This window comes from Streptomyces sp. NPDC048825 (assembly GCF_043198355.1).
GTDB lineage: Bacteria > Actinomycetota > Actinomycetes > Streptomycetales > Streptomycetaceae > Streptomyces > Streptomyces xiangluensis.
Map to the genome: position 1 here is coordinate 247028 of NZ_JBICUR010000007.1, position 19859 is coordinate 266886.

The 19859-nt window shown below is 70.2% G+C and carries 21 protein-coding genes and 1 pseudogene; 7 read left to right on the top strand and 15 right to left on the bottom strand.

What is annotated here, in order from left to right:
* The 3 genes from mhpD to ACGFNK_RS19570 are packed head-to-tail and all read right to left on the bottom strand — an operon-like array spanning position 1 to position 2157.
* The gene (mhpD, locus tag ACGFNK_RS19560) at positions 1-801 is read right to left on the bottom strand and encodes a 2-keto-4-pentenoate hydratase (protein WP_393417416.1); all 801 of its coding nucleotides are present in this window, start codon (positions 799-801) and stop codon (positions 1-3) included.
* A complete protein-coding gene (fdxA, locus tag ACGFNK_RS19565) occupies positions 798-1133 on the bottom strand; it encodes a ferredoxin (RefSeq protein ID WP_393417418.1) in 336 nt (111 codons plus the stop codon). Before fdxA ends, mhpD begins: the two co-directional genes overlap by 4 nt.
* A 1-nt stretch (position 1134) precedes the next feature.
* Positions 1135-2157 carry an NAD(P)/FAD-dependent oxidoreductase gene (locus ACGFNK_RS19570; protein ID WP_393417420.1) on the bottom strand — a complete coding sequence of 341 codons (1023 nt, stop codon included), beginning with the start codon at positions 2155-2157 and terminating at the stop codon, positions 1135-1137.
* 179 nt (positions 2158-2336) lie between these two features.
* Here ACGFNK_RS19570 and ACGFNK_RS19575 point away from each other — a divergent pair, with 179 nt between their 5' ends.
* Positions 2337-3284 carry an ABC transporter substrate-binding protein gene (locus ACGFNK_RS19575; RefSeq protein ID WP_393417422.1) on the top strand — a complete coding sequence of 316 codons (948 nt, stop codon included), beginning with the start codon at positions 2337-2339 and terminating at the stop codon, positions 3282-3284.
* On the opposite strand, the gene ACGFNK_RS19580 is transcribed toward ACGFNK_RS19575, so the two are convergent.
* The 8 genes from ACGFNK_RS19580 to ACGFNK_RS19615 form a co-directional block, all read right to left on the bottom strand.
* Positions 3220-3678: an acyl dehydratase gene (locus ACGFNK_RS19580; protein WP_393417424.1), complete on the bottom strand. Its 459-nt coding sequence runs from the start codon at positions 3676-3678 to the stop codon at positions 3220-3222. The genes ACGFNK_RS19575 and ACGFNK_RS19580 overlap by 65 nt on opposite strands.
* Positions 3675-4244: a MaoC family dehydratase N-terminal domain-containing protein gene (locus ACGFNK_RS19585; protein ID WP_393417426.1), complete on the bottom strand. Its 570-nt coding sequence runs from the start codon at positions 4242-4244 to the stop codon at positions 3675-3677. The genes ACGFNK_RS19580 and ACGFNK_RS19585 overlap by 4 nt, the downstream gene beginning before the upstream one ends.
* Complete coding sequence (locus ACGFNK_RS19590) at positions 4241-5059, bottom strand: IclR family transcriptional regulator (protein WP_393417428.1); 819 nt, start codon at positions 5057-5059, stop codon at positions 4241-4243. The genes ACGFNK_RS19585 and ACGFNK_RS19590 overlap by 4 nt, the downstream gene beginning before the upstream one ends.
* A 184-nt stretch (positions 5060-5243) precedes the next feature.
* Complete coding sequence (locus ACGFNK_RS19595; protein WP_393417430.1) at positions 5244-6101, bottom strand: alpha/beta fold hydrolase; 858 nt, start codon at positions 6099-6101, stop codon at positions 5244-5246.
* On the bottom strand, positions 6098-7057 hold the full coding sequence (locus ACGFNK_RS19600; protein WP_393417432.1) for a catechol 1,2-dioxygenase: 960 nt from the start codon (positions 7055-7057) through the stop codon (positions 6098-6100). The genes ACGFNK_RS19595 and ACGFNK_RS19600 overlap by 4 nt, the downstream gene beginning before the upstream one ends.
* Positions 7054-8424: a M20 family metallopeptidase gene (locus tag ACGFNK_RS19605; RefSeq protein ID WP_393417434.1), complete on the bottom strand. Its 1371-nt coding sequence runs from the start codon at positions 8422-8424 to the stop codon at positions 7054-7056. The genes ACGFNK_RS19600 and ACGFNK_RS19605 overlap by 4 nt, the downstream gene beginning before the upstream one ends.
* A gap of 115 nt (positions 8425-8539) precedes the next feature.
* A complete protein-coding gene (locus ACGFNK_RS19610; RefSeq protein WP_393417436.1) occupies positions 8540-9799 on the bottom strand; it encodes a Rieske 2Fe-2S domain-containing protein in 1260 nt (419 codons plus the stop codon).
* Positions 9800-10176: 377 nt separating this feature from the next.
* A complete protein-coding gene (locus tag ACGFNK_RS19615; protein WP_393417438.1) occupies positions 10177-11841 on the bottom strand; it encodes a TlrC/CarA/OleB/SrmB family ABC-F type ribosomal protection protein in 1665 nt (554 codons plus the stop codon).
* A 237-nt stretch (positions 11842-12078) separates the two neighbouring features.
* Between ACGFNK_RS19615 and ACGFNK_RS19620 the strand changes: the two genes are divergently transcribed.
* From ACGFNK_RS19620 to ACGFNK_RS19635, 4 genes are read left to right on the top strand one after another with little or no spacing between them, the layout of a single operon-like run.
* Entirely contained in the window at positions 12079-13170 is a 1092-nt protein-coding gene (locus tag ACGFNK_RS19620; protein ID WP_393417440.1) for an ABC transporter substrate-binding protein, read from the top strand.
* The gene (locus tag ACGFNK_RS19625) at positions 13170-14021 is read left to right on the top strand and encodes an ABC transporter ATP-binding protein (protein ID WP_393417442.1); all 852 of its coding nucleotides are present in this window, start codon (positions 13170-13172) and stop codon (positions 14019-14021) included. Before ACGFNK_RS19620 ends, ACGFNK_RS19625 begins: the two co-directional genes overlap by 1 nt.
* On the top strand, positions 14018-14839 hold the full coding sequence (locus ACGFNK_RS19630) for an ABC transporter permease (protein WP_393417444.1): 822 nt from the start codon (positions 14018-14020) through the stop codon (positions 14837-14839). The genes ACGFNK_RS19625 and ACGFNK_RS19630 overlap by 4 nt, the downstream gene beginning before the upstream one ends.
* A complete protein-coding gene (locus ACGFNK_RS19635; protein WP_393417446.1) occupies positions 14836-15789 on the top strand; it encodes a zinc-binding alcohol dehydrogenase family protein in 954 nt (317 codons plus the stop codon). The genes ACGFNK_RS19630 and ACGFNK_RS19635 overlap by 4 nt, the downstream gene beginning before the upstream one ends.
* 6 nt (positions 15790-15795) lie before the next feature.
* Here the strand turns inward: ACGFNK_RS19635 and ACGFNK_RS19640 are convergent, their stop codons facing one another.
* Both ACGFNK_RS19640 and ACGFNK_RS19645 read right to left on the bottom strand, forming a co-directional pair.
* The gene (locus tag ACGFNK_RS19640; protein WP_393417448.1) at positions 15796-16971 is read right to left on the bottom strand and encodes a cytochrome P450; all 1176 of its coding nucleotides are present in this window, start codon (positions 16969-16971) and stop codon (positions 15796-15798) included.
* 82 nt (positions 16972-17053) lie between these two features.
* Positions 17054-17286, bottom strand: a pseudogene (locus tag ACGFNK_RS19645) (amidohydrolase); the annotation flags it as partial.
* A gap of 298 nt (positions 17287-17584) precedes the next feature.
* On the opposite strand from ACGFNK_RS19645, the gene ACGFNK_RS19650 reads away from it, so the two are divergent.
* Positions 17585-17722 carry a hypothetical protein gene (locus ACGFNK_RS19650; protein ID WP_393417450.1) on the top strand — a complete coding sequence of 46 codons (138 nt, stop codon included), beginning with the start codon at positions 17585-17587 and terminating at the stop codon, positions 17720-17722.
* Between the two features lie 200 nt (positions 17723-17922).
* Here the strand turns inward: ACGFNK_RS19650 and ACGFNK_RS19655 are convergent, their stop codons facing one another.
* Positions 17923-18366, bottom strand: a complete 444-nt coding sequence (locus tag ACGFNK_RS19655; protein WP_393417452.1) for an acyl dehydratase — start codon at positions 18364-18366, stop codon at positions 17923-17925.
* Positions 18363-18842 carry a MaoC family dehydratase N-terminal domain-containing protein gene (locus tag ACGFNK_RS19660; RefSeq protein WP_393417454.1) on the bottom strand — a complete coding sequence of 160 codons (480 nt, stop codon included), beginning with the start codon at positions 18840-18842 and terminating at the stop codon, positions 18363-18365. The genes ACGFNK_RS19655 and ACGFNK_RS19660 overlap by 4 nt, the downstream gene beginning before the upstream one ends.
* 138 nt (positions 18843-18980) lie before the next feature.
* Between ACGFNK_RS19660 and ACGFNK_RS19665 the strand changes: the two genes are divergently transcribed.
* The gene (locus ACGFNK_RS19665; RefSeq protein WP_393417456.1) at positions 18981-19847 is read left to right on the top strand and encodes an alpha/beta fold hydrolase; all 867 of its coding nucleotides are present in this window, start codon (positions 18981-18983) and stop codon (positions 19845-19847) included.
* Positions 19848-19859: the final 12 nt, after the last annotated feature.

The window sequence follows — 19859 nt, forward strand, 5'->3', positions numbered from 1 at the left end:
TCACGACCTGTCTCCCTCCCTCGCGAACTCGACCGCCACCCGGCCCAGTTGACTGATACGCGCCTCGAACCGATCTCCGGGCGTCGCCACGGCCATCGGCCCCAGCGCCCCGGTCAGCACCACATCCCCGGCCCGCAGCGGATCCCCCATGCCCGCCAGCGTCGAGGCCAGCCAGACGGCCGCGTTCAGCGGGCCGCCGAGGCAGTCGGCACCGGTTCCCTCGGAGACCGGCTCACCGCCGCGGGTCATCGTCATCCGCACGCCGCGCAGATCCAGGCCCATCAGCGGCACCGGCGTACCGCCGAGCACGAACAGGCCGCTGGAGGCGTTGTCCGCGACGGTGTCCACGAGGCTGATGTCCCAGTCGGCGATGCGGCTGTCCACGATCTCCAGCGCGGGAAGCGCGAAGTCGGTCGCCCGCAGCACATCGGCCACCGTGCACTCGCGGTGCGGCAGATCCGCGCCCAGGACCAGGGCAACCTCCGCCTCCACTTTCGGCTGCAGCAGCCGCCCAGCCGCCACCCGGCCGCCCTCCGGGACCGCCATGTCCGCGAACAGTGCCCCGAAGTCCGGCTGGTCCACGCCCAGTTGGGCCTGCACGGCCGGTGACGTCAGCCCGATCTTCCGGCCCACGACGCGCCGCCCGGCGGCCACGCCACGCTCGACGTTCACCCGCTGCACGGCGTACGCGGTCTCGACATCGCCCTCGGCGAGGAGTGAACGCACCGGCGGGCAGGCCGTACCCGTGCGACCCGCTTCGACAAGAGTGTCCGCGGCCTTGATCACCTCGGGGGCGGTCATGAGCTCGCCCCGGACGACTTGGACAGCAGAGGCGACTCGGCGTCGACGGGACCCACCCCGCTCGCACCGCCCGGTGTCCCCAGCGGCTCCGCCCGGCCGGGCAGCACCACCTCGAAGAACTGCTTGTTGTCCTCGCGGTGTTCGGGCTCGGCGCGCCGGTCGACGGTGATCGCCTGCTCGGGGCAGGCGACCTCGCAGGCTCCGCAGTCGATGCACTCCGTCGGGTTGATGTAGAGCTTGCGGGCGCCTTCGTAGATGCAGTCGACGGGGCATTCCTCGACGCAGGACCGGTCCATGATGTCGACACAGGCCGACCCGATGACGTACGTCATCTCAGTTCTCCTTCTCGGTGGAATGCCCGGGGAACAGCTGGGCCTCCGGGTCGATGACGGTGGCGGCGTTGTTCACAGCGGTGGCGACCTCGCCGAAGCCGACGGCGATGAGGCGCACCTTGCCCGGGTAGTCGGTGATGTCGCCCGCGGCGAACACGCGGGGGATGTTCGTGGCCATCCGGGTGTCCACGGCGATGTGCCGGGCTTGGAGGGTCAGGCCCCAGTCCTTGAGCGGGCCGAGGTCGGCCGTGAAGCCGAGGGCCGCGACGACGGTCTGTGCCTTCAGGAGGCGGGTGCTCTTGTCGACGCGGTGCCGGATCTCCGCCTGCTCCAGGAGCGTGGAGCCGTGCAGCGCGCTCACCTCGGAGTCGGTGATGATCTCGATGCCGAGGGCGCGGACCTTCTCCACCGTCGCGCCATGGGCGCGGAACCGGCTGGTGCGGTGGACGAGCTTGACGGACCGGGCGAGGGGGGCGAGCATCGCCGCCCAGTCGAAGGCGCTGTCGCCGCCGCCGACGACCACCACGTCGTGGCCGGCGTGGTCGGCGGGGTCCGGTACGAAGTAGACCTGGCCACGGCCGAGGTAGGCGTCGCCCGCCGGGAGGGGTCTGGGGGTGAACGTCCCCACTCCCCCGGTGATGACGACGGCTCCGGCGTGGACCGTGGTCCCCTGGTCGCTGCGTACGACGGGACGTCCGTCCGCGTCGTGGGAGAGCTCGACCGCGCGATGGCCGAGAAGGTAGACGGGCCCGTACGGCTCGGCCTGTGCGACCAGGTTGTCGACCAGGTCGCGGCCGCGCACCGACGGGAACCCGGCGATGTCGAAGATGGGCTTTTCCGGGTACATCGCGCTGATCTGGCCGCCGCACTGGGGCAGGACGTCCATGACCGCCACCCGGAGACCGCGGAAGCCCGCGTAGTAGGTGCCGTAGAGGCCCGCGGGCCCGGCGCCGATGATCAGGACGTCGGTCTCGATCCGGCGCGACTCTTCCGTGCTCACCGGCACGTCGGAAAGTACGCTCATGCTCCGGGAGCGTATGGACGGCTCTGATCCCGCCCAATGAGTTCGGTCCGGTGAGCAAGACGTTTCGCTTATGCCCGCCCGGGCGGCACTGGGATGGTCTGCGTCCGACGATTTCCCGCCATGGGAGGGCACACATGTACACGGCCAGAAAACCACGATCCGGGATCAGGCTCAGCACCATGACCGCCGCCTGCGCGGCGCTGGTCCTCACCACGGCCTGCACGGCAGGTACGACGGACTCGGCGGGGGTGTCGTCGGCGGGGCAGCCGACGGTACGCGTCGCCCTCGGTGTCGACGCCTCGTACGCCCCGTTCTATCTGGCCATGGAGCGCGGCATGTTCAAGAAGGCGGGCGTCAACGTCGAGTTGGTGAAGACCGAGGGCGGTCCGGCGGCCTCCGAGGCGGTGTCCGCGGGCACGGCGCAGATCGCGGCCAACGCCGACTCCACCGCCCTGCCGCTGATGGTCAGCAATCCCGATCTGCGGGCTCTCGGCGTCTTCCAGTCCTCCGACCGCTACCTCAAGGTCGTCCTGCGCGACGGCATCGACTCCCCGAAGCAGATCAAGACCATGGCGTCGATCGGCGGGCTCGGCCTGTATGCGACGCACCAGTATCTGCGGCACAACGGAATCGATCCGAAGTCGGTGAAGATCCCGCAGAGTTCGCCGCCGGAGATCCCGGGCATGCTGCAGCAGGGCTCGATCGACGCGTACGTCCTGTTCGAACCGTGGGCCGCGAAGGGCGACGCGGAGGGCGGTCACATCGCCGGGCGCATCGGTGACTTCGGGGTGACGTACAAGCAGTGGCTGCTGGCCGACCAGAGCTGGCTCAAGGACAACGAAGAGGCCGCCGGCAAGATCTTCAAGGTGGTGGCCGCCGCGGACAAGCTCGTCACCGACGACGTCGACGCCGCGGCGAAGGCCTCCAACCAGCAGGTCAAACTCCCCGTGGCGCAGACGAAGAAGGTACTGCCGGAGATCACCTTCGCCGCCCGCGGCATCAACGACACGGATGTCGCCGAGTCGAAGAAGATCGTCGACTTCCTCATCGCCCAGAAGCTGATCAAGAAGTCGCCGGACCTCGGGACCTCTCTGCTGAAGGGCTGGTACGAGCAGAACGCCAAGTGAGTCCGACGTGCCCTGTGACGCAGGGAGTGCCGCCGTCCTTGAGGACGGAGACGTCGAGCGTCACCCTCACTCCCTCGTCGCAGGGCTCGGTCGTGCGCACCGTCGCGGTCCAGGTGAGCTTCTCGCCGGCCACGGCGGTCGCCCGGTTGCGCCAGCTCACGGACTCCAGGCGGGCTTCCGGCCCGGCCCACTCCAGCGCATACCGGCTGAGCGTCTCGCCGTGCAGGGTGGACTGGACGACCACGTCCGGGAAGCCCTCCGAGGCGGCGAACTCGGCGTCGTAGTGGATGCGATGGGAGTTCCACGACACTGCGCCGAACCGGAACAGCTGCACCCTGCTGTGCGCGTACACGCGCGGCGGGCAGACCTGCCCGGCGACGAGGGCCGGCGTCATGCGGCGGCACCGCTCTGCTCATCGCCCTTCTCGGCGCTCTTCGCGCCCGGGAGGCCCTCCAGCACGCCGTCCAGGACGACGATCGTCTCGTCCACGGTCATAAGGTCCTCTCCGTCCTCAGCGGTGAAGCGGGTGGTGACACCGAGCAGCACGAACTCGCCCGACCTGCCGCGCCGTTGGTCGGCCGAGGTGACCGCGCGCGCGGCGGTGACGCGGGTGCCCGCGACCAGTGGGCGGCCCAGTCGGACCGACTGCCCGCCGTGCACCTGTCGTACCGGCAGGCCCTGGGTGCAGGGCGACTCCCGTACGGCCAGCCCGTCCGGGCGCAGTTCGTCCTCGGCCGGGCCGTCCTCCCAGCTCAGCGTCCCGGCCAGGAACAGGGCGGGGGCGACGACCTGCTCACCGGCCGCCTCCTGGGCGCGGGCCCGGCGGACGTAGCCCATGTCGTTGAGTGCGGCGGCGTACCGGCAGAAGTCCTTCACGCTCAGCAAGCCGCAGTCCTCGCTCTCCCACGCCCCGATCAGCTTCCGGGCCCGGGAGAGCACCTCGTCCAGTAGCGCGGTCACCGCAGCGACCGGCTGATTCCCAGGGCCGCGGTGCGCAGCGCGGTGGCGTGCCCGGACGGGTCCATGCGGTAGGTGGGCCCGGTGATGGACAGCGCGCCGACGAGCGTGGACTGGCTGCCGAAGACCGGTACGGCCATGCTCGTGTAGCCCAGGCGGATCTCCTCGGCCTCGACCGCGATGCCCTCCGCCCGGATCCGCTCCAGCTGGGTCCGCAGCCGGCCCGGCGAGGTGACCGTGTGGCGGGTGAACGGTTTCAGCCCGTTCCTGACCACATCGGCGAAGAGGGTGGGCGGGGAGAAGGCCAGGATCGCCTTGCCGGTGGCCGTGCAGTACAGCGGCAGCCGGCCCGCCACCCGGGACTCCTCGTTCAGCCCGCGGTGCGGCAGGATCTTCTCCAGGTACACCACGTCGAGGCTGTCGTGGATGGCGAAGTGGATCGTCTCCTGCGTGGCCAGCAGCAGGTCCTCCATGTACGGCTGTGCCACCTCGCGCAGGATCCGCTGCCGGTGCACCCGCTGGCCGATCTCGAACAGGCGCAGGCCGAGCCGGTAATCGCAGCCCGCCCGCTCCAGCAGCCCCCAGACGACCAGCTCCTGGGCGAGCCGGTGCACGGTCGCCTTGGCCACCCCGGTGCGGCGCACCAGCTCGGCCAGCGAGAGAGCGCTGTCCTCGGCGGTGAACGCCTCCAGAATGGGTCTGACCTTGCCCAGAACGGAGTTCATCGGGTCGGGGCAAGGAGCAGGAGCGGGATCAGGGCGAGGAATCGCGGATCCGACGGGTCCGACGCCGGTGTGGCCGACCGAGGTGACGGTCATGGGGAGAACCTCCCGATCAATCCGTTGCCTTCCGGAGAACGCGGTGCGTACGTGGCTGGAACTGGCCCTCCACGGAACCATGACTGCCTTGATCATGGCTATGAGCCGGGCTGTTAATTCGCGGTGACCGCGAACGCGGGACGGGACGGCGCGCCCGGCGCCGGAGGGGGCCCGCCCGGGTCCGCTATCGCGCCTCGGCGAGGAACGCCAGGCTGAGCGGGTTGTAGAGGTCGGCCTTCTCGTGCTGCGGCCAGTGCCCGCACTCGTTGAAGATCTCCAGACGTGCGCCGGGGATGGCGGCGGCGATGGCTTCGGCCTCCGGGACGTCCCCGAACGGGTTCTTGTTGGCCCACACCACGAGGGTGGGAGCCTTGATCCTGGCCATACGGTCCGGCCGGAGCAGGTTGCGTTCGCGGGTCTCGACCTCCTGAAGGGCCAGCAGGTTGTGCAGGTTCCGCTGGAATTCGGGCTGGTGGTAGATCTCGTACCGCACCTGTGTCAGCTCGTCGCCGAGGTCCTCGTCCCACTCGGCCCACAGCAGGCGCAGCCGGTCCCGGGTGAGGGAGATGTCGTCCTCCAGTGCGGCGGCCCGCGTCGAGGTCTTCAGCCGCTCCATCACCGTCGGGTTGACCTTCGTACCGCCCATGCACAGCAGTTGCAGGGAGGCGACCCGGTCGGGGTACTCGCTCGCCGCCCAGGACGAGACCCATCCGCCCAGCGACTCGCCGACCAGGTGGACGCGTTCGGCACCCACAGCGTCGAGGTAGGCCATCACGTGCTCGACGTAGGCAGGGATTTCACCGGGGCGGTCCGGCTTGCCGGTGTATCCGTGGCCCAGCATGTCGACGGCGTGGCAGCGGTAGCGCTCGGCGTGCGCCGGGATGTTCCGTACGAACGCCTCCAGGTGGCCGGTCGTGCCGTGCAGGAACACCACGTGCTCGCCGTCCTCGGGGCCCGCCTGCAGCGCGCGGGTCTTGATGCCGCCGGCGTCGACGTATGCGTGCCGGTAGTCGATGCCCGACAGTTCGGTCCAGATGCTCATGGCTGCCTTTCCTGGGTGGTGCGTGCGGGGTCGAGGACGGCGACGGCCATGCCGGTGAGCCACTCGGGCATGGGCTCGTACGCCAGTCGGCGCGCGGGTGCGTGGTCGAGCAGGGCCGCCGTGAGCAGCCAGGTGCGCAGCTCCTGCGCTCCGTTTCCCGCCGTCTTCTCCAGCGTCTCGGTGGTGTACTCGGTGATGCGGTGCGTCTGGCCGCGCTCCACCAGGGACAGGAACTCGTCGTCGAACTCCGGGTTGAGCGCCGCCTCGGCGGCCCGGATGATCTCGCGGCGCCGGGCGTCGTAGTCCTGCCAGTCGTCCCGGCCGTTCAGCCAGGCGCCGACCATGAACTCCTCGTCGTCGCCCTGCGGATGGCGCCAGTCCGGCCAGGGCAGCCGGTGCGAGAGTCCGCCGGAGCCGATGACGGCGACGCGGCGGCCCTCGGGGAACGCGAGCACGGCGTCCCGGATGGCCCGGCCCAGCTGCTCGCAGCGGTCAAGGGTCGGCAACGGAGGCGCGAAGACGTTCACGACGAGCGGCACGATCTCCACTTCCAGGCCGTCGAGAAGGTACTGGATCGCGTGCGACTGGCCGTGGTCGATCTGGAGGCGGGCGGAGAAGGCGACGTCGAAACGTCCGCCTTCCACAAGGGAGTTGGCGATGTACCGGGCCAGCGGCACATCCACCGGCTGCGAGCCCTTGGGAGTGCCGGACTCTCCGCTGGCGATGCACTCCCCCACGCCGATCGTGAAGCTGGGGATGAGGTCCAGCCAGAAGCCCCGGAAGTGGTTGGAGCCGACCAGGATCACCGTGTCGGGGCGGACCGCGGCGAGTTCGTCGCGCGCCGAGCGCAGTGCGTCACGGAACCGTTCGGCGCGGTCCTTGTGGAAGGTCTCCTCCCAGTGGGTGTTCATCAGCGTGCTGTGCGAGGCACCCACCCCGAGGACGATCTCGGTCATGCCGGCTCTCCTTCCATCTCGTTCAGTTCGGCCAGTTCGGCGCGGGAGCGGGTGACGGTGTCGACGGCCGTACGGACCAGATGACGCGTCAGCTTCTCCATGGCCCGTACGGAGACGGTGTTCATCCCCCGGGCGAAGTCGATCTCGAAGGGCGCCTCGTCTTCCGGGACCTTCGGCATGCCGACCCGCACGGTGGGGATGCCACGGCCGCGCAGGATGTTGGCGTCGGTGGCGCCGCTGTTGCCGCGGATCACCTCGTGTTCGCGTCCCTCGAAGGCCTCCCAGCCGGCCGCCGCACTGCGGAAGACCCAGCTGCCCGGATCGGTGCGCGTTCCGGGGATCGCCAGGATCATCTCGGCGGTGACGTCGAGTCCGGGAACCTTGTCCCGGATGGCCTCCAACGCGGCTGCGAACTCCCGCTTGGCCTGCATCGGGGTCGTGTCGGGGCTGATGCGCAGGTCCACCCTGAGGGTGCAGGCAGCCGGGGTGACCGCCGCCATGCGGGGCCAGCCGCCGCGCACGGAGGAGACGATGCCCTGCGGTGCGACGGTGCCGTCCGTGTGGCGGTCGGCGTATTCGACGAACCACTCCTCCAGGTGCCGGGCAACCTCGCCGGCGCGGGCGATGGCGTTGTCGTACGGAAGGCGGTGACGCGAGCCCACATAGGTGTGCGTGCCGCGGACGGTGACCTCGAACCAGGCGAGGCCGACCTCGTCCCAGGAGACCGTCCAGCCTGGCTTGGCGATGAGCGCGTAGTCGGTCCACACGCCCTGCTCGAGGAGGTACGAACAGCCCACGCCCTGCCCGGTGTTGTGCCGGGTGCCCACCGGCCGGGCGTTGGTGGGCATGCCGCCCGCCCCGAACGCGGCGACCAGATCTCCGGTGAGCGGGGTCCCGGCGGCGGCGATCGCCTCGACGGCCATCATCACGCAGGCGGCGTGGCCCTTGGGGTTGGAGGCCCCGAGGCCGACGACCAGGTCGTCGTAGACGGTGGCCTGCGGGCGCATGTCGTCGCGCAACTCCGGGCCGATCCAGGGGAGATCCTCGCTCTCCTCCCCCACGGTCAGGGTGTCGATGGGCGCGTAGAGCATGAGGTCGGGGCCGGTGCCGTCGCCGTCGAGCCGTGACCAGGCGTTGGCCTGGCGGTCGTCGAGGGGCTGGACTGTGGCGTGGCATCCTGCGGCTTTCAGTGTGTCCGCGATGTGCGCGGCGAGTGGGCCCTCGTCGCCTGTCGGGCTCGGGATGTCGACGAGCCCGGTGATCAGATCGCGCAGCCGGTCCTGGGTGACGTACCGCCAGGCCTCCAGGACCCAGGCGCTGCGTCGGTCGTCGAGCCCGGCCAGGCCCGTCGGCTGACCGCCGGTCATTGGTTGATCCTGTGGACCTGGGTCATCGTGGAGCGCTCGAAGCGCCTCTTGGCCAGGGGGAACGCGATGGCGATCGCGGCTCCGGCCAGCAGGGTGAGCAGGGTACGGCCCATGATCATCCCTTCTGCTCGTCGACGGGTCCGGCGGCCTTTTCGTTGACGGGTCCGGCGACGCCCACCGCGGCGAGCCTCTTGCCGTACTCCTCCTCGCTGAGGTTCCGCCAGGCGGTCAGCGAGATGTCGGGGCGGTAGAGCTTCTCCGGGGGTGCGTCGGTGACGTCGACCATCCAGGCGTCCTGGCCGGAGAACTGGCCGTGGAACAGCCAGCGGATGGCGCCCAGGTACTTGGCGTAGAAGCCCAGCGTCTGCCAGCCCTCGGTGAAGTTGACCATCACCCCGACGTAGCGGTGGTTGTCCGCGTCGACCGGGACGTAGAACTCGTAGTGGATGAAGTTGGGGTAGGCGATGCGCAGCACGCCCGGCATCGACAGGGACGCGAAGCCGGGGAACTCCTGGGCCTCGATCGTCGGGTTGATCTTGTCCGCCTTGCCGGTGTTGCCGATGTTGAAGGTCTCCTTGGGCGGCTGGAGCTTCCACCAGCGCTTGTTGGACCAGCGGCCGACGCCCGGGAAGTCGGCATCCCAGTGGACCTCGTCCTGCACCCGGAAGATCCAGCGGCCCTTGGGCACGATCCTCGTGATGTTCCAGGTCGGCATCGGCTTGAACAGCCGCCAGAGAGCCGTGCGGTGCAGGTACTTGGCGTGGCCCTCGTCGAAGCCGTTCTCGCAGGCGAACCGCCAGTTGCCACCGCGGGGTTCGATGCGGCCGCCCATGACGAAGCCGTTGGAGACGAGCTCCTCGGGAAGCTGCTCGTCGATCGGGGGCGGCTCCTCGTCGGCGACGGGGATGTACACCCACACCATGCCGAGGCGTTCCTCGACGGGGTACGTCTTCACCTCGACCTTGCCGGTCAGCCGGCAGTCGGGGCCGTCGGTGATGACCGCGCACAGCTTGCCGGTGGGCAGGTCGAACGTCCAGCCGTGGTACGGGCAACTGACCGTGCCGGGGAACTGCTGGTTGCCCTCGGACAGTGGCACACCGCGGTGGGGGCAGCGGTTGTGCAACGCGTATGCCGTGCCGCCGTCGCGGATCAGCGTGACCTTCTCGCCGCAGATCGTGAACGGGAGCGGTTTGCCGGTGATGTGGCTGGACCAGGTGACCGGATACCAGTAGCCGCGGAAGCCGGCCGCCGCGTCGTCGTAGTGGGGCCAGGACGACCAGTCCTGGCGGCCGGGCTGCCGGCCTTGCCGGCCGGCCGGTCTGCGGCCTCCTCGGCCGGCGCCCTTGGAGTCGAGCGCTCCCTCACCCGTCGTCATCGTGCGTGACCTCCTGGTGCCGTCGGAACATGGCATTGAGCATCAGGGGGCGCATCGGATCCGCCTACGGACTCGTTCCGCTGAGCAGACCGCGACCCGTCTCGGCGGCGGGCGGCCTGCTGTGGTTTTCGCCCCCGCCGCCCCTACCCGTCCCATCCTTCTGGGGCTCCGCCCCAAGTACCGCCAGGGGCTCTGCCCCTGCACCCCGATGGGGGCTGCGCCCCCAGACCCCCGCTATCGGCCTGAACGGCATCGCCTTCAGACGCCGGACGGACGGGCTGCTATTGCTAGCCGTTCAGGGGGCAAGCCCAAAGCCGAAGAGGGCGCTGCGGTTGACAGCGCCCTCTTCGGCTTTGGGACGCCGACCACTCACTCGTTCAGCGCCCGACGGCGACGGCTCCCTCGCGCAGTTCCAGCCGGGAGCCGGTGAACCGCGCCCGTATTCGACGGTCGTGGGTGACCATCACCAGCGCGCCCGCGTAGCCGGCCAGCGCTTCCTCCAGTTCCTCCACGAGCGCCGGCGAGAGGTGGTTCGTGGGCTCGTCCAGCAGGAGCAGGTCCACCGGCTCACTGACCAGCCGGGCCAGCTCGATCCGGCGCCGCTGCCCGTACGACAGCTCCCCGACGCGCAGCCGCAACGCCCCCGGGTCGAACAGACCGAGTGACAGCAGCCGGTCGGCGTGCTCGTCCCGGTCACCCGTGCGTCCTTGGGCGAACGCCTCCAGCACGGTCAGTTCCGGCGCCCACGGCGACTCCTCCTGCCGCAGGTGCCCCACTCGCCCGGGAATTCTTACCGCGCCTGCGTCCGGCAGCAGTTCCCCGGCCAGGACTCGCAGCAGGGTGCTTTTGCCTGCGCCGTTGGGGCCGGTGACCAACAGCCGCTCGGCCGGATCGAGTCGCAACTCCGGCAGGCACAGCCGCCCCTCCACGACCACACCGTCGAGCTCCGCGGCCGACGCCCCGCCCTGCCCGCCCGCGGTGGCGATACGGCCCATGAAGGACAGCGGGTCCGGCGGCGACGTCACCGGGTTCGCGGTGAGCCGCTCGACGCGCTCCTTGGCGTTGCGGATACGGCTCATCGCGCCGTGCGCCCGCCCGCGCGCCCGGAACCCGCCGTGCCCGAAGCAGGCCAGAGGCATCTTGCGCGGGATGCCGTCCAGACGGGCGACGCCTGCCTCGGCCAGCCGACGGCTGCGGTCGAGTTCGGCACGCCAATCTTCGTACTGCTGCTGCCGCCGTCGGCGTTCGGCGGCCTTGGCGGCACGGTAACCGGCATAGCCGTTGCCGTGCCGGGAGACGCGGCCGCCGTCGACCTCCAGGATCGTGGTGGTGATCCGTTCCAGGAACACCCTGTCGTGGGTGACGGCGACGACGGTGCCGCGATGGGTTCGCAGATGCTCCTCCAGCCAGCCGACAGCCCGGTCGTCGAGGTCGTTGGTCGGCTCGTCGAGCAGCAGCAGCTCCGGCCGGGAGGCCAGCGTCGCGGCCAGCGCCAGCCGCGACCGCTCACCGCCGGAGAGCGTCCCCAGCCGCCGGTCCCGAGGCAGCCCCGGCAGACCGAGCCCGTGCAGCGCGGCATCCACGCGGGCGTCGGCGCCGTAACCGTCGCGAGCCTCGTACTGCTCGGTCAGCCGCGCGTACGCGGCGAGTGCATCCTCCAGCGCCGCACCCTCGGGCGCCTCGGCCAGCGCGGCCTCGGCCCGCCGCAGCACCGCCTCGAGCGCACGCAGCTCCGCCAGCGCCAGATCGACGGCGTCCTGGACGCCGGCCTGCGCAGGGAGGTTGAGCGTCTGGGCGAGGTATCCGGTCCCGCCGGGCGCGGCCACGGTCATCTCACCCGCGTCGGGCCGCTCCTCGCCGGCGAGGAGACGGAGCAGCGTGGACTTCCCGGCCCCGTTGTCACCGACGACACCGGCCTTCTCACCGGGGGCGAGGCTGAAGGAGACCTGGTCGAGCACGGTGCGGTCGCCGTATCGCTTGGTGACGCCGTGCAGGGAAAGCTGTGAGGAATGTACGGAGGGTGAGAAATGTGACGCACGCATGGATAAGCCCCTGTTCCCGGCCATGCCGACAGAACGGATTCGTGAGGACGAATGAGCGCTACGACGGCGGAGCAGAGCTCTACGCGGTCGTGCGCGGGGCGATCACAGAGTTCCCATGACAACGACCCTACGTGAGTACCCGGCCGCCGGGCCAAGCATTTTTCAGCCGATCGCGCCGTTGTGTGGCCGAGTTGGCCCCGTGACTGTCCCGCTCAGCGGACCGCGATCCATGCCCGGTTGCCGCTCCGCGTTCTACGGTTCGCCAACTCCACGGCGCACCCCGAGGACCAGCCGGAACCGGCGGTCTCCCGCCAACCCACCGAGGCACTCATGCAGAAACGGGTCATCAGGAGACACCCCTTCACGGGTGTCGCCGCACTCTCCACCTTGATGTTCCTGACCGCGTGCAGCGCGGCCACCACCGATTCCGCCGGCGGTTCCGGCGCAGGCGCGGCCACCGGCCCCACGGTCAAGATCGCCGTCGGCATCGACCCCTCCTTCGCGCCCTTCTTCCTCGCCGACGAGCAGGGGCTGTGGGCCGAGCACGGTCTCGACGTCGAGCTCGTCCAGTTCGGGCGGGGCGGCGAAGGCGTCGACGCCCTGGCAGGCGGCCAGGTACAGCTGGCCGGGAACTCGGACACCACCACCATCGGCATGCTCCAGCAGAACTCGGGTCTGCGGTCGCTTCTGGTGTACGAGGAATCCGGCCGCTACCTCAAGGTTGTCCTCGGCCCCGACGTCGCCGAACCCTCGCAGATCCGGAAGATGGCCGTCGTACCGGGGCTCTCGGAACTCGCGGCGACCCGCTTCCTGGAGTCGAAGGACATCGACACCAACTCGGCCGAGTTCGTCACGGCAGACCCGCCGGAAATCCCGGCGCTGCTCCAGAAAGGCGACGTCGACGCCTACGTCCTGTGGGAACCCTGGCCGGCCAAGGGCACCGAGCTGGGCGGAAAGGTTCTGGAAACGACCGGCGACTACGGTCTGTCCTACGCCCACTGGCTCATCACGGACAACAAGTGGCTGAGCACCAACAAGACCACGGCCGTCAAGATCGCGCAGGCGCTCCAGGAAGCGGCACGGCTCACCGAGTCGGACCCGGAGGGAGCGGCGAGCGCCACCCAGAAGGCCGCGAAGATTCCCACCGCCCAGACCCTGACGGCGATCGAGGAGATCGACTTCGGCGTACGCGACATCACCGCACAGGACCTCAAGAGCTACACCGCCACCGCCAAGTTCTACGTGGACACCGGCAAGGCCAAGACCCCGCCCGACGTGGCGCGTGCCGTGCTGCGCGGCTGGTTCACCCAACAGACGAAGGGATCGTGATGACGAAGGCCATCGAGGCCGACCGGCCGCCGTCCGGCGCGTCAGCCGTCAACGGAAGCCGCGGCGCGGCCGTGTCCGTAGACGGAGTGGACATCCGGTTCGGCTCCTTCCACGCCGTACGCGGCATCTCACTGGACATCGCCGCCGGTGAATTCCTCTGTCTGCTCGGTCCGAGCGGCTGCGGCAAGTCCACTCTGCTGTCCGCGCTGGCCGGGTTCGTACGGCCGCACCGGGGCGGCCTCACCGTCGACGGCGTCGCGATCGGCGGCCCCGATCCCGACCTCGGCATGGTCTTCCAGAGCAGCGAGGCCCTCTTCGACTGGCTGACCGTCCGTCAGAACGTGGCGTTCGGCCCGCGTATGCGCGGCAAGTCCCGTGCCGAGCAGGCCAAGTTGGCCGACGAGTACCTCGCCCTGGTCGGGCTGCGGCACTGCGCCGACCGGTTCCCGGACCAACTGTCCGGCGGCATGCGGCAGCGGGTGCAGATCGCCCGTGTGCTGGCCAACGAACCGAGGGTCGTGCTGATGGACGAACCGTTCGGCGCGCTCGACGCACAGACCCGGCAGGTGATGCAGGAGGAGATGGGGCGTATCTGGCGGGCCTCGGGCTGCACCGTCGTCTTCGTCACTCACGACATCGACGAGGCGATCCTGCTGGCCGACCGCGTCGCCGTCATGACGGCAGGACCGGCGGCGTCGGTCAAGTCCGTCTACCCCGTCGACCTGCCCAGGCCGCGCGACGAGACCGACCCCGCGGCCCTCGAACTGCGCCGCGCCCTGCGGGACGACATCGGCGAAGAGGTACGCAAGGCCCTGCGCGACCAGGGCCTCGACGCGGAGGTGGACGCATGACGGTCGTCACGGCGAAACCGGCCGCCGAGCCCCGGGGCGAGCGGCGTGCGTTGCGGGACGCCGCGCGAGGACTGCGCGGGATCCTCCTGTCCGTGGTGTCGGTCCTCGTCGGCATCGGGGTCTGGCAGCTGCTGGCGATGCAGTACGGCGCTTCCCTGGTCGCCTCCCCGAGCGCGACCCTGGACGCGGCGGGCGAACTCTCGGGCGACGGAACGCTCACCAACTCGGTCATCGCCTCCAGCCGCCGCATCCTGATCGGCTGGGGACTCGGTCTGCTCGTGGGCGTACCGGTCGGCCTGCTCATCGGGCAGATCAAGCTCGTACGCCAACTCCTCGAGCCCTACATCGAGTTCTTCCGCTTCATTCCGCCGGTCGCGTTCGTGACACTGGCGGTGGTGTGGCTGGGCATCGGCGAGTCGTCGAAGGTCGTGCTGATTTTCTACACGGCGGTCTTCATCGTCACGCTCAACACGAGCGCCGGCGTGATGGCCGTGAGCGAGTCGAAACTGCGCGCGGCGGCGAGTCTGGGCGCGAGCCGCCGGCAGATCCTGCAGGGGATCGTGCTGCCGTCGACCGTGCCGTACATCGTCACCGGGGCTCGCCTCGCCATGGGCAACAGCTTCCTGACCATCGTCTCCGCCGAGATCGTCGCCGCCCAGGTCGGGCTCGGCTCGCTGATCTGGACCTCCCGCAACTACGGCCGCATCGACTGGGTCTTCGTCGGGATCATCACCTTGGGCATCCTCGGGTTCGTCTTCGACCGCGTGCTGCGCGTCGTCGCCTCCCGGGCCCTGCGTCGATACGGAGTGAAGATTTGAACAGCGAGACATCGCGCGCCCTGGTCCTCGAGGAGTTCGGCACGCTGCCCCGGCTGGTGGAGCGGCCGGTACCCGTACGAGAGCCCGGCCAGACCCTCGTACGGGTACGGGCGGCGCAGGTCGGCCACCTCGATCTGAACGTCGTGGACGGCAAGTTCGGCATCCTCCCGGATCTGCCCGCGGTACCGGGCACCACCGCGTGCGGAGTCGTCCTGGTCTCGGAGACGCACGCCGAGGGCAGCCTCGTAAGGATCAACGGCAAGGGCCTGGGGCTGCGCCGGGACGGCTGTTGGGCCGAGCACGCCGTAGTACCCGACTCGGCCGTGCTCCCGGTGCCCGAGGGCACGGACCCCGCGCTGGCGTGCAGCTTCTTCTCACCGGCGGGCACGGCGTGGGCGGCGGTGCACTCGGTCGCGGCCGTGCGGCCCGGGGAGCGCGTTCTGGTGACAGGGGCCGCGGGTGCGGTCGGGGCGCTGACCGTGCAGGTCGCGGCGCGGGCCGGAGCCGAGGTGATCGGCGTCGTCGGCCGTCCCGCCAAGCTGAACCATGTCCCGGCACCCGGAAAGCCGGTCCTGGCGGCCGAGTTGTCTCCGGAGTCGGTGGGCGGGCCGGTCGACGCGCTCATAGACACCGTCGGCGGACCGGTGCTGCGGGACGCGCTCGGGCTCGTCCGTCCACGCGGGCGTGTCGCGCTGGTCGGCTACACCGCCGGGCGCGAATTCACCGTGGACCTCGCGGACTTCCTGCTCGCCGACGTGGCACTGCTGCCCGTCAATCTGATGTCACGGGGCAGGGAGGTCGCCGCGGACGCCGAGCGGATGCTGGGCGAACTGGCGTCAGGGGAGCTGACGTTGCCGATCGAACGGTACGGGCTCGACCGGCTGGCGGAGGCCGTGGAGAGGCTGCGTACCGGGGAGGCGGTGGGGAAGGTGGCGCTGGACTTGTCCTGACACCGATCAGGCAGGACTGTCCCACAGCACGTGCAGGGTGGAGGGCTTACGGAAGACCAGACCGTGCGCAGTGGCGGGGCGGTCCGGGTCGAGGCGCAGGGCGGGGAGGCGTTCGAGCAGACCCTGGAGGGCGATGCGGGTCTCCAGGCGGGCGAGGTGCGCGGCAAGGCAGTAGTGCGGGCCGTGTGCGAAGGCCAGTTGGAGACGCACGTTCTCGCGTCGGACATCGAATCGGTCGGGGTCGAGGAAGACGGCAGGGTCGCGGTTGGCACCCGTCAGGGAGACGGTGACCAGGTCACCCCGGCGGATCGCGGCCGGGCCGAGGACGATGTCAGCGGTGGCGTAGCGGTCCACGACCGCCGCACCGGGTTCCAGGCGCAGCGATTCCTCTATAGCGCCGTCCAGCAGGTCGGCGTCGGCCCGGACCAGTGCGAGTTGGTCCGGGTGTCGCAGCAGGTGCAGCAGCGCGTTGGTGATCATCGCCTCGGTGGTCTCGATGCCTCCGAACATCAGCACCGCGGCATTGGACGCCACCTCGGGCAGCGCCAACTGCCCGGCAGCGGAGACAAGGAGCGAAGAACCTCCGCGGTCGGCGACGGTTGCTTCCACGGCGGCCCGTAGTCGCGCGTACGCCGCGGCTCCGGCGGGCTCCGCCTCATGTCCGGCTGTGATGGCCGAGACCGACCGCACTATGGAGTCGTACCAGGAGAGCACCGTGACCGGGGTGGTGCCGACCAGCCCGAGTGCCTCGGTCACGACGGCGACCGCGAGCGGGCCCGCGAAGGCACGCCGCAGTTCGACGGCGCCCGTCGGCTGCAGTGTGGTGATGAGCCGGTCGGTCTCCCGCTCGATGAACGAAGCGAAACCGTCATGCACCGTCCGAGGGCGAAAGGCGGAGGTGAAGGGCTCGCGGTGGCGGGTGTGCTGGTCTCCGTCCAGGGACAGCATGCTCGGCCCGACGACCTGTGCGGTGGAGAACCGAGGGTCGTCGACGGTGAAGGTCTCGGCGTCCCGCATCACACTCAACGCGAGGTCGCGACGCGTCACCAACCAGCCGTCCAGCTCCGGCAGCCAGGACACGGGCTCATGCGCACGCAGCAACGCCAGTCGCGGGTGCGGATCCCGCGCGAGTTCGGCGAGTGTGGTCGCGGCACCGAGCGGGAATGAGTCGACGGCGTTCATCGCGGACCTTGGCCGGGCAGGGGGAAACCGATCACAGCCAAGGCTACAACGTCTCTTCAGACGAGGCGGGTTGGGCTCCGCGAGGGGCGAAGCGCCGCCGCAGCGGCAGGACGGTCTCGCGTGCCACGGCGCCGAGGAGGTCGAGGTCGCCCAGATCCATGACATGGGCGCCGGTGAGGCCGGTGGCCGCCATGGCGCCAGCAGTTCGGCCGGCCGGGCGCGCCGTTCGGCGGGCGACGGGCGGGGCATGACCGCGGTGACCAAGGCCATCGCTGCGTGCTCGACCAAGTGCCCGGTCAGGCGCCCCCCCGGGTCGGCAAAGCAGGATCACGCCAGGCGCCGTTGCCTTCCGTGCCGCCACGGGCACGCAGAGCACACCAGGCAGGAGCCCGCGCTGTGAATACGCCGGACTCCCGGCGAGCAGCGATCTGTAGGAATTGCAGGGCTCGGGAGTCGGCGGGACGCTGGACAGGTCAGCCTTGCGGCATCCGGTGAGCCGACGCCCGTGAAATCCCGGGCTCAGAGACAACTTGGTGAAGTCCCGGTCCAAGCAGCGGGTGATCGAGGTGACAGCCGTGGAAGGCCGAAGCCGAGGGCAAGAAATCCGCTCCTCATGGGGCAGGGCGAGGACCAGGAGCGGGTCCGGGCCACCTACCGCGACCACTACGACCGGCTCGCACTGGTCAAGCGGACTCGGACGGTGCTTCGGGGTGCCGCGGTCTCTGCGCACCGCTGGTGGACGCCTGCGTGAGTATCCCGAACAGGGCGACCTGGCAGAGACCGTGCAGCGCGTGATGGAGACCGTTCGCGGCGGACGTGGTGACCAGTACGACGTCAGAGGGCCGGCGTCCGCCGACACTCATCGGCTGTCGGCTCCGGCACGAGGGCGTGCTCGCGGTGGGAGCCGCGGGGCCAGGACGGCGATGGTCCTGATACCCAGTTCTGTTGGTGTCAGACGAGCACGACCACGGCATGGCCCCGGCAGCAGACGGTGCCGGGGTCTTCGCCGTCCGGGACTCCGCAGTGCTCTACGAGGTCGAGCGTGACCTCACCGCGTCCGGGATCAACCTCTCGTACCGTGCCGGTGACCACGAGCCGGTCCCCCGCGTCGGCGGGCGCCCGGTTCTGCCAGGCGACCTCGCGTACCCGCCCGGTCTCGCCGGCGAAACCCGCCGCCGTCCGGTGGAAGAGGCAGCCGTGCAACTGCGCCATGACGACCGGGCCGTCCAGCCCTTCGGACCGGGCGAAGGCGGTGTCGTAGTGGATGCGGTGGGTGTTGCGGGTGACGGCGCCGAAACGCAGCAGGGCGACCGCGTCGGGCGTGGACTCGACGGGCGGTACCGGCTGCCCGACGGCGACGGAATCGATGCGCTTGCCGACCTTTTCGTGACTCACCGGACGATGAACCTCTCCATGACCTCGACGAGCGTTCCGCGCGCCGCGCTGTACGTCTTCTCCACCGTGAGCAACAGGAACCCGTCCCCCGCCCCCTTGCGCTCAACTGCCCTGAGAGCCCGTAGCAGTTCAAGCGTGTCCCCGGGCCGGACCTCCCCTGTCCAGCGCACCTGCTGGCCGCCCGCCATGAGCCGGACGTCGAGCCCGTCGGTGCCGGGGACCTCGTCGCGGTACATGCCGTCCGGCCGGACCTCGTCCGGGCCGGCTCCCGGCGCTCCGCGCAGCAGGCTGACGACGTACATGGGGTGGACGGTGAACCGGGGACTGCCCGGATCGACCAGGTGCGGCGCGCTCTCGCCGGCCGCCCGGGCGAACTCCGCGGCGTCCTCGGCCCGTACGACTCCCAGATGCCGCCGCTCCCACCGCCCGACCAACGCCCGTGCCCGCTCCTCGGCCAGGTCCAGCCCGTTCCCCATGCGCCGCCTCCACATTCGGATGACCGGAACTCGGATGACCGGACGCTAGCCAAGGACATCCCGGGCCACCACGGAACCGGCCCGCTCAGCGGACCGCTCCGCTTGGGTGGGCTGCCACCGCCGGAGACCATGCGGGACATGGACCTCATGGACATTCAGCCGCCTCCGCCGGGCGCCTACGCGGAGGCGGACGGCGTCACGTACCACTACATCGAGATGGGCGAGGGAAGCCCCACCGTCTTTCTGCACGGCGGCGGGCCGGGGTGCACGGGCTGGTCGGACTTCGGGCAGGTGGCGCCGCTGTTCGCGGCGGACCGCCGGTGCTTCCTCGTCGACATCCTGCAGTACGGGAAGTCCGCCAAGCCGGTCATCAAGGGCCCCATGTGGGACTACCACGCCGCCAGGACCGTGGCGCTGCTCGACTCGTTGGGGGTGGCACGCGCCGACTTCATCTGCAACTCGTGGGGCGGGACCATCGCCCTCAACCTGGCCGCCAAGTACCCCGAGCGGGTGCGCTCCCTCGTGATCACCGGCAGTATGCCGGTCTTCTACGGGCCCCTCGCACCCCTTCCGGAAGGCGGCCGCCGTGGTCGCAACGCCAGGGACGTGTACTACGGCGGAGACGGCCCCTCGCCGGCGAAGATGCGCGAGCTGATGGCCCGCCTGGAGTGGTACGACGCGGACGCCGTCCCCGAGGGCACGGTGAAGCTGCGCCACGAACAGAGCCTCGACCCCGAGGAGATGGCGCTCGCCGCCGCCTCGGACAACCCGCGCGGCGACTGGCAGGACCTGACGGACGAGCTGGGCCAAATCGAGGCCCCGTCGCTCTTCATGTGGGGCATGCACGACGCGTTCCTGACCCCGGACTACCCGCTGATGCTGGCCCGGATGGTCCCCCGGGGCAACCTCCACATCATGAGCCGGACGTCCCATCACCTCCAGGAGGAGCGACCATACGACTACTACTCCGTCGTCACCGGTTTCCTGAACCAGCACCACGCCTGACTCTCCACCGAC

Bases quoted from the DNA above. Each gene is read 5' to 3' on its own strand.
- mhpD (WP_393417416.1), bottom strand. From the start codon at position 801: ATGACCGCCCCCGAGGTGATCAAGGCCGCGGACACTCTTGTCGAAGCG.
- fdxA (WP_393417418.1), bottom strand. From the start codon at position 1,133: ATGACGTACGTCATCGGGTCGGCCTGTGTCGACATCATGGACCGGTCC.
- ACGFNK_RS19570 (WP_393417420.1), bottom strand. From the start codon at position 2,157: ATGAGCGTACTTTCCGACGTGCCGGTGAGCACGGAAGAGTCGCGCCGG.
- ACGFNK_RS19575 (WP_393417422.1), top strand. From the start codon at position 2,337: ATGACCGCCGCCTGCGCGGCGCTGGTCCTCACCACGGCCTGCACGGCA.
- ACGFNK_RS19580 (WP_393417424.1), bottom strand. From the start codon at position 3,678: ATGACGCCGGCCCTCGTCGCCGGGCAGGTCTGCCCGCCGCGCGTGTAC.
- ACGFNK_RS19590 (WP_393417428.1), bottom strand. From the start codon at position 5,059: ATGACCGTCACCTCGGTCGGCCACACCGGCGTCGGACCCGTCGGATCC.
- ACGFNK_RS19595 (WP_393417430.1), bottom strand. From the start codon at position 6,101: ATGAGCATCTGGACCGAACTGTCGGGCATCGACTACCGGCACGCATAC.
- ACGFNK_RS19600 (WP_393417432.1), bottom strand. From the start codon at position 7,057: ATGACCGAGATCGTCCTCGGGGTGGGTGCCTCGCACAGCACGCTGATG.
- ACGFNK_RS19605 (WP_393417434.1), bottom strand. From the start codon at position 8,424: ATGACCGGCGGTCAGCCGACGGGCCTGGCCGGGCTCGACGACCGACGC.
- ACGFNK_RS19610 (WP_393417436.1), bottom strand. From the start codon at position 9,799: ATGACGACGGGTGAGGGAGCGCTCGACTCCAAGGGCGCCGGCCGAGGA.
- ACGFNK_RS19615 (WP_393417438.1), bottom strand. From the start codon at position 11,841: ATGCGTGCGTCACATTTCTCACCCTCCGTACATTCCTCACAGCTTTCC.
- ACGFNK_RS19625 (WP_393417442.1), top strand. From the start codon at position 13,170: ATGACGAAGGCCATCGAGGCCGACCGGCCGCCGTCCGGCGCGTCAGCC.
- ACGFNK_RS19630 (WP_393417444.1), top strand. From the start codon at position 14,018: ATGACGGTCGTCACGGCGAAACCGGCCGCCGAGCCCCGGGGCGAGCGG.
- ACGFNK_RS19640 (WP_393417448.1), bottom strand. From the start codon at position 16,971: ATGAACGCCGTCGACTCATTCCCGCTCGGTGCCGCGACCACACTCGCC.
- ACGFNK_RS19650 (WP_393417450.1), top strand. From the start codon at position 17,585: ATGGGGCAGGGCGAGGACCAGGAGCGGGTCCGGGCCACCTACCGCGAC.
- ACGFNK_RS19660 (WP_393417454.1), bottom strand. From the start codon at position 18,842: ATGGGGAACGGGCTGGACCTGGCCGAGGAGCGGGCACGGGCGTTGGTC.
- ACGFNK_RS19665 (WP_393417456.1), top strand. From the start codon at position 18,981: ATGGACCTCATGGACATTCAGCCGCCTCCGCCGGGCGCCTACGCGGAG.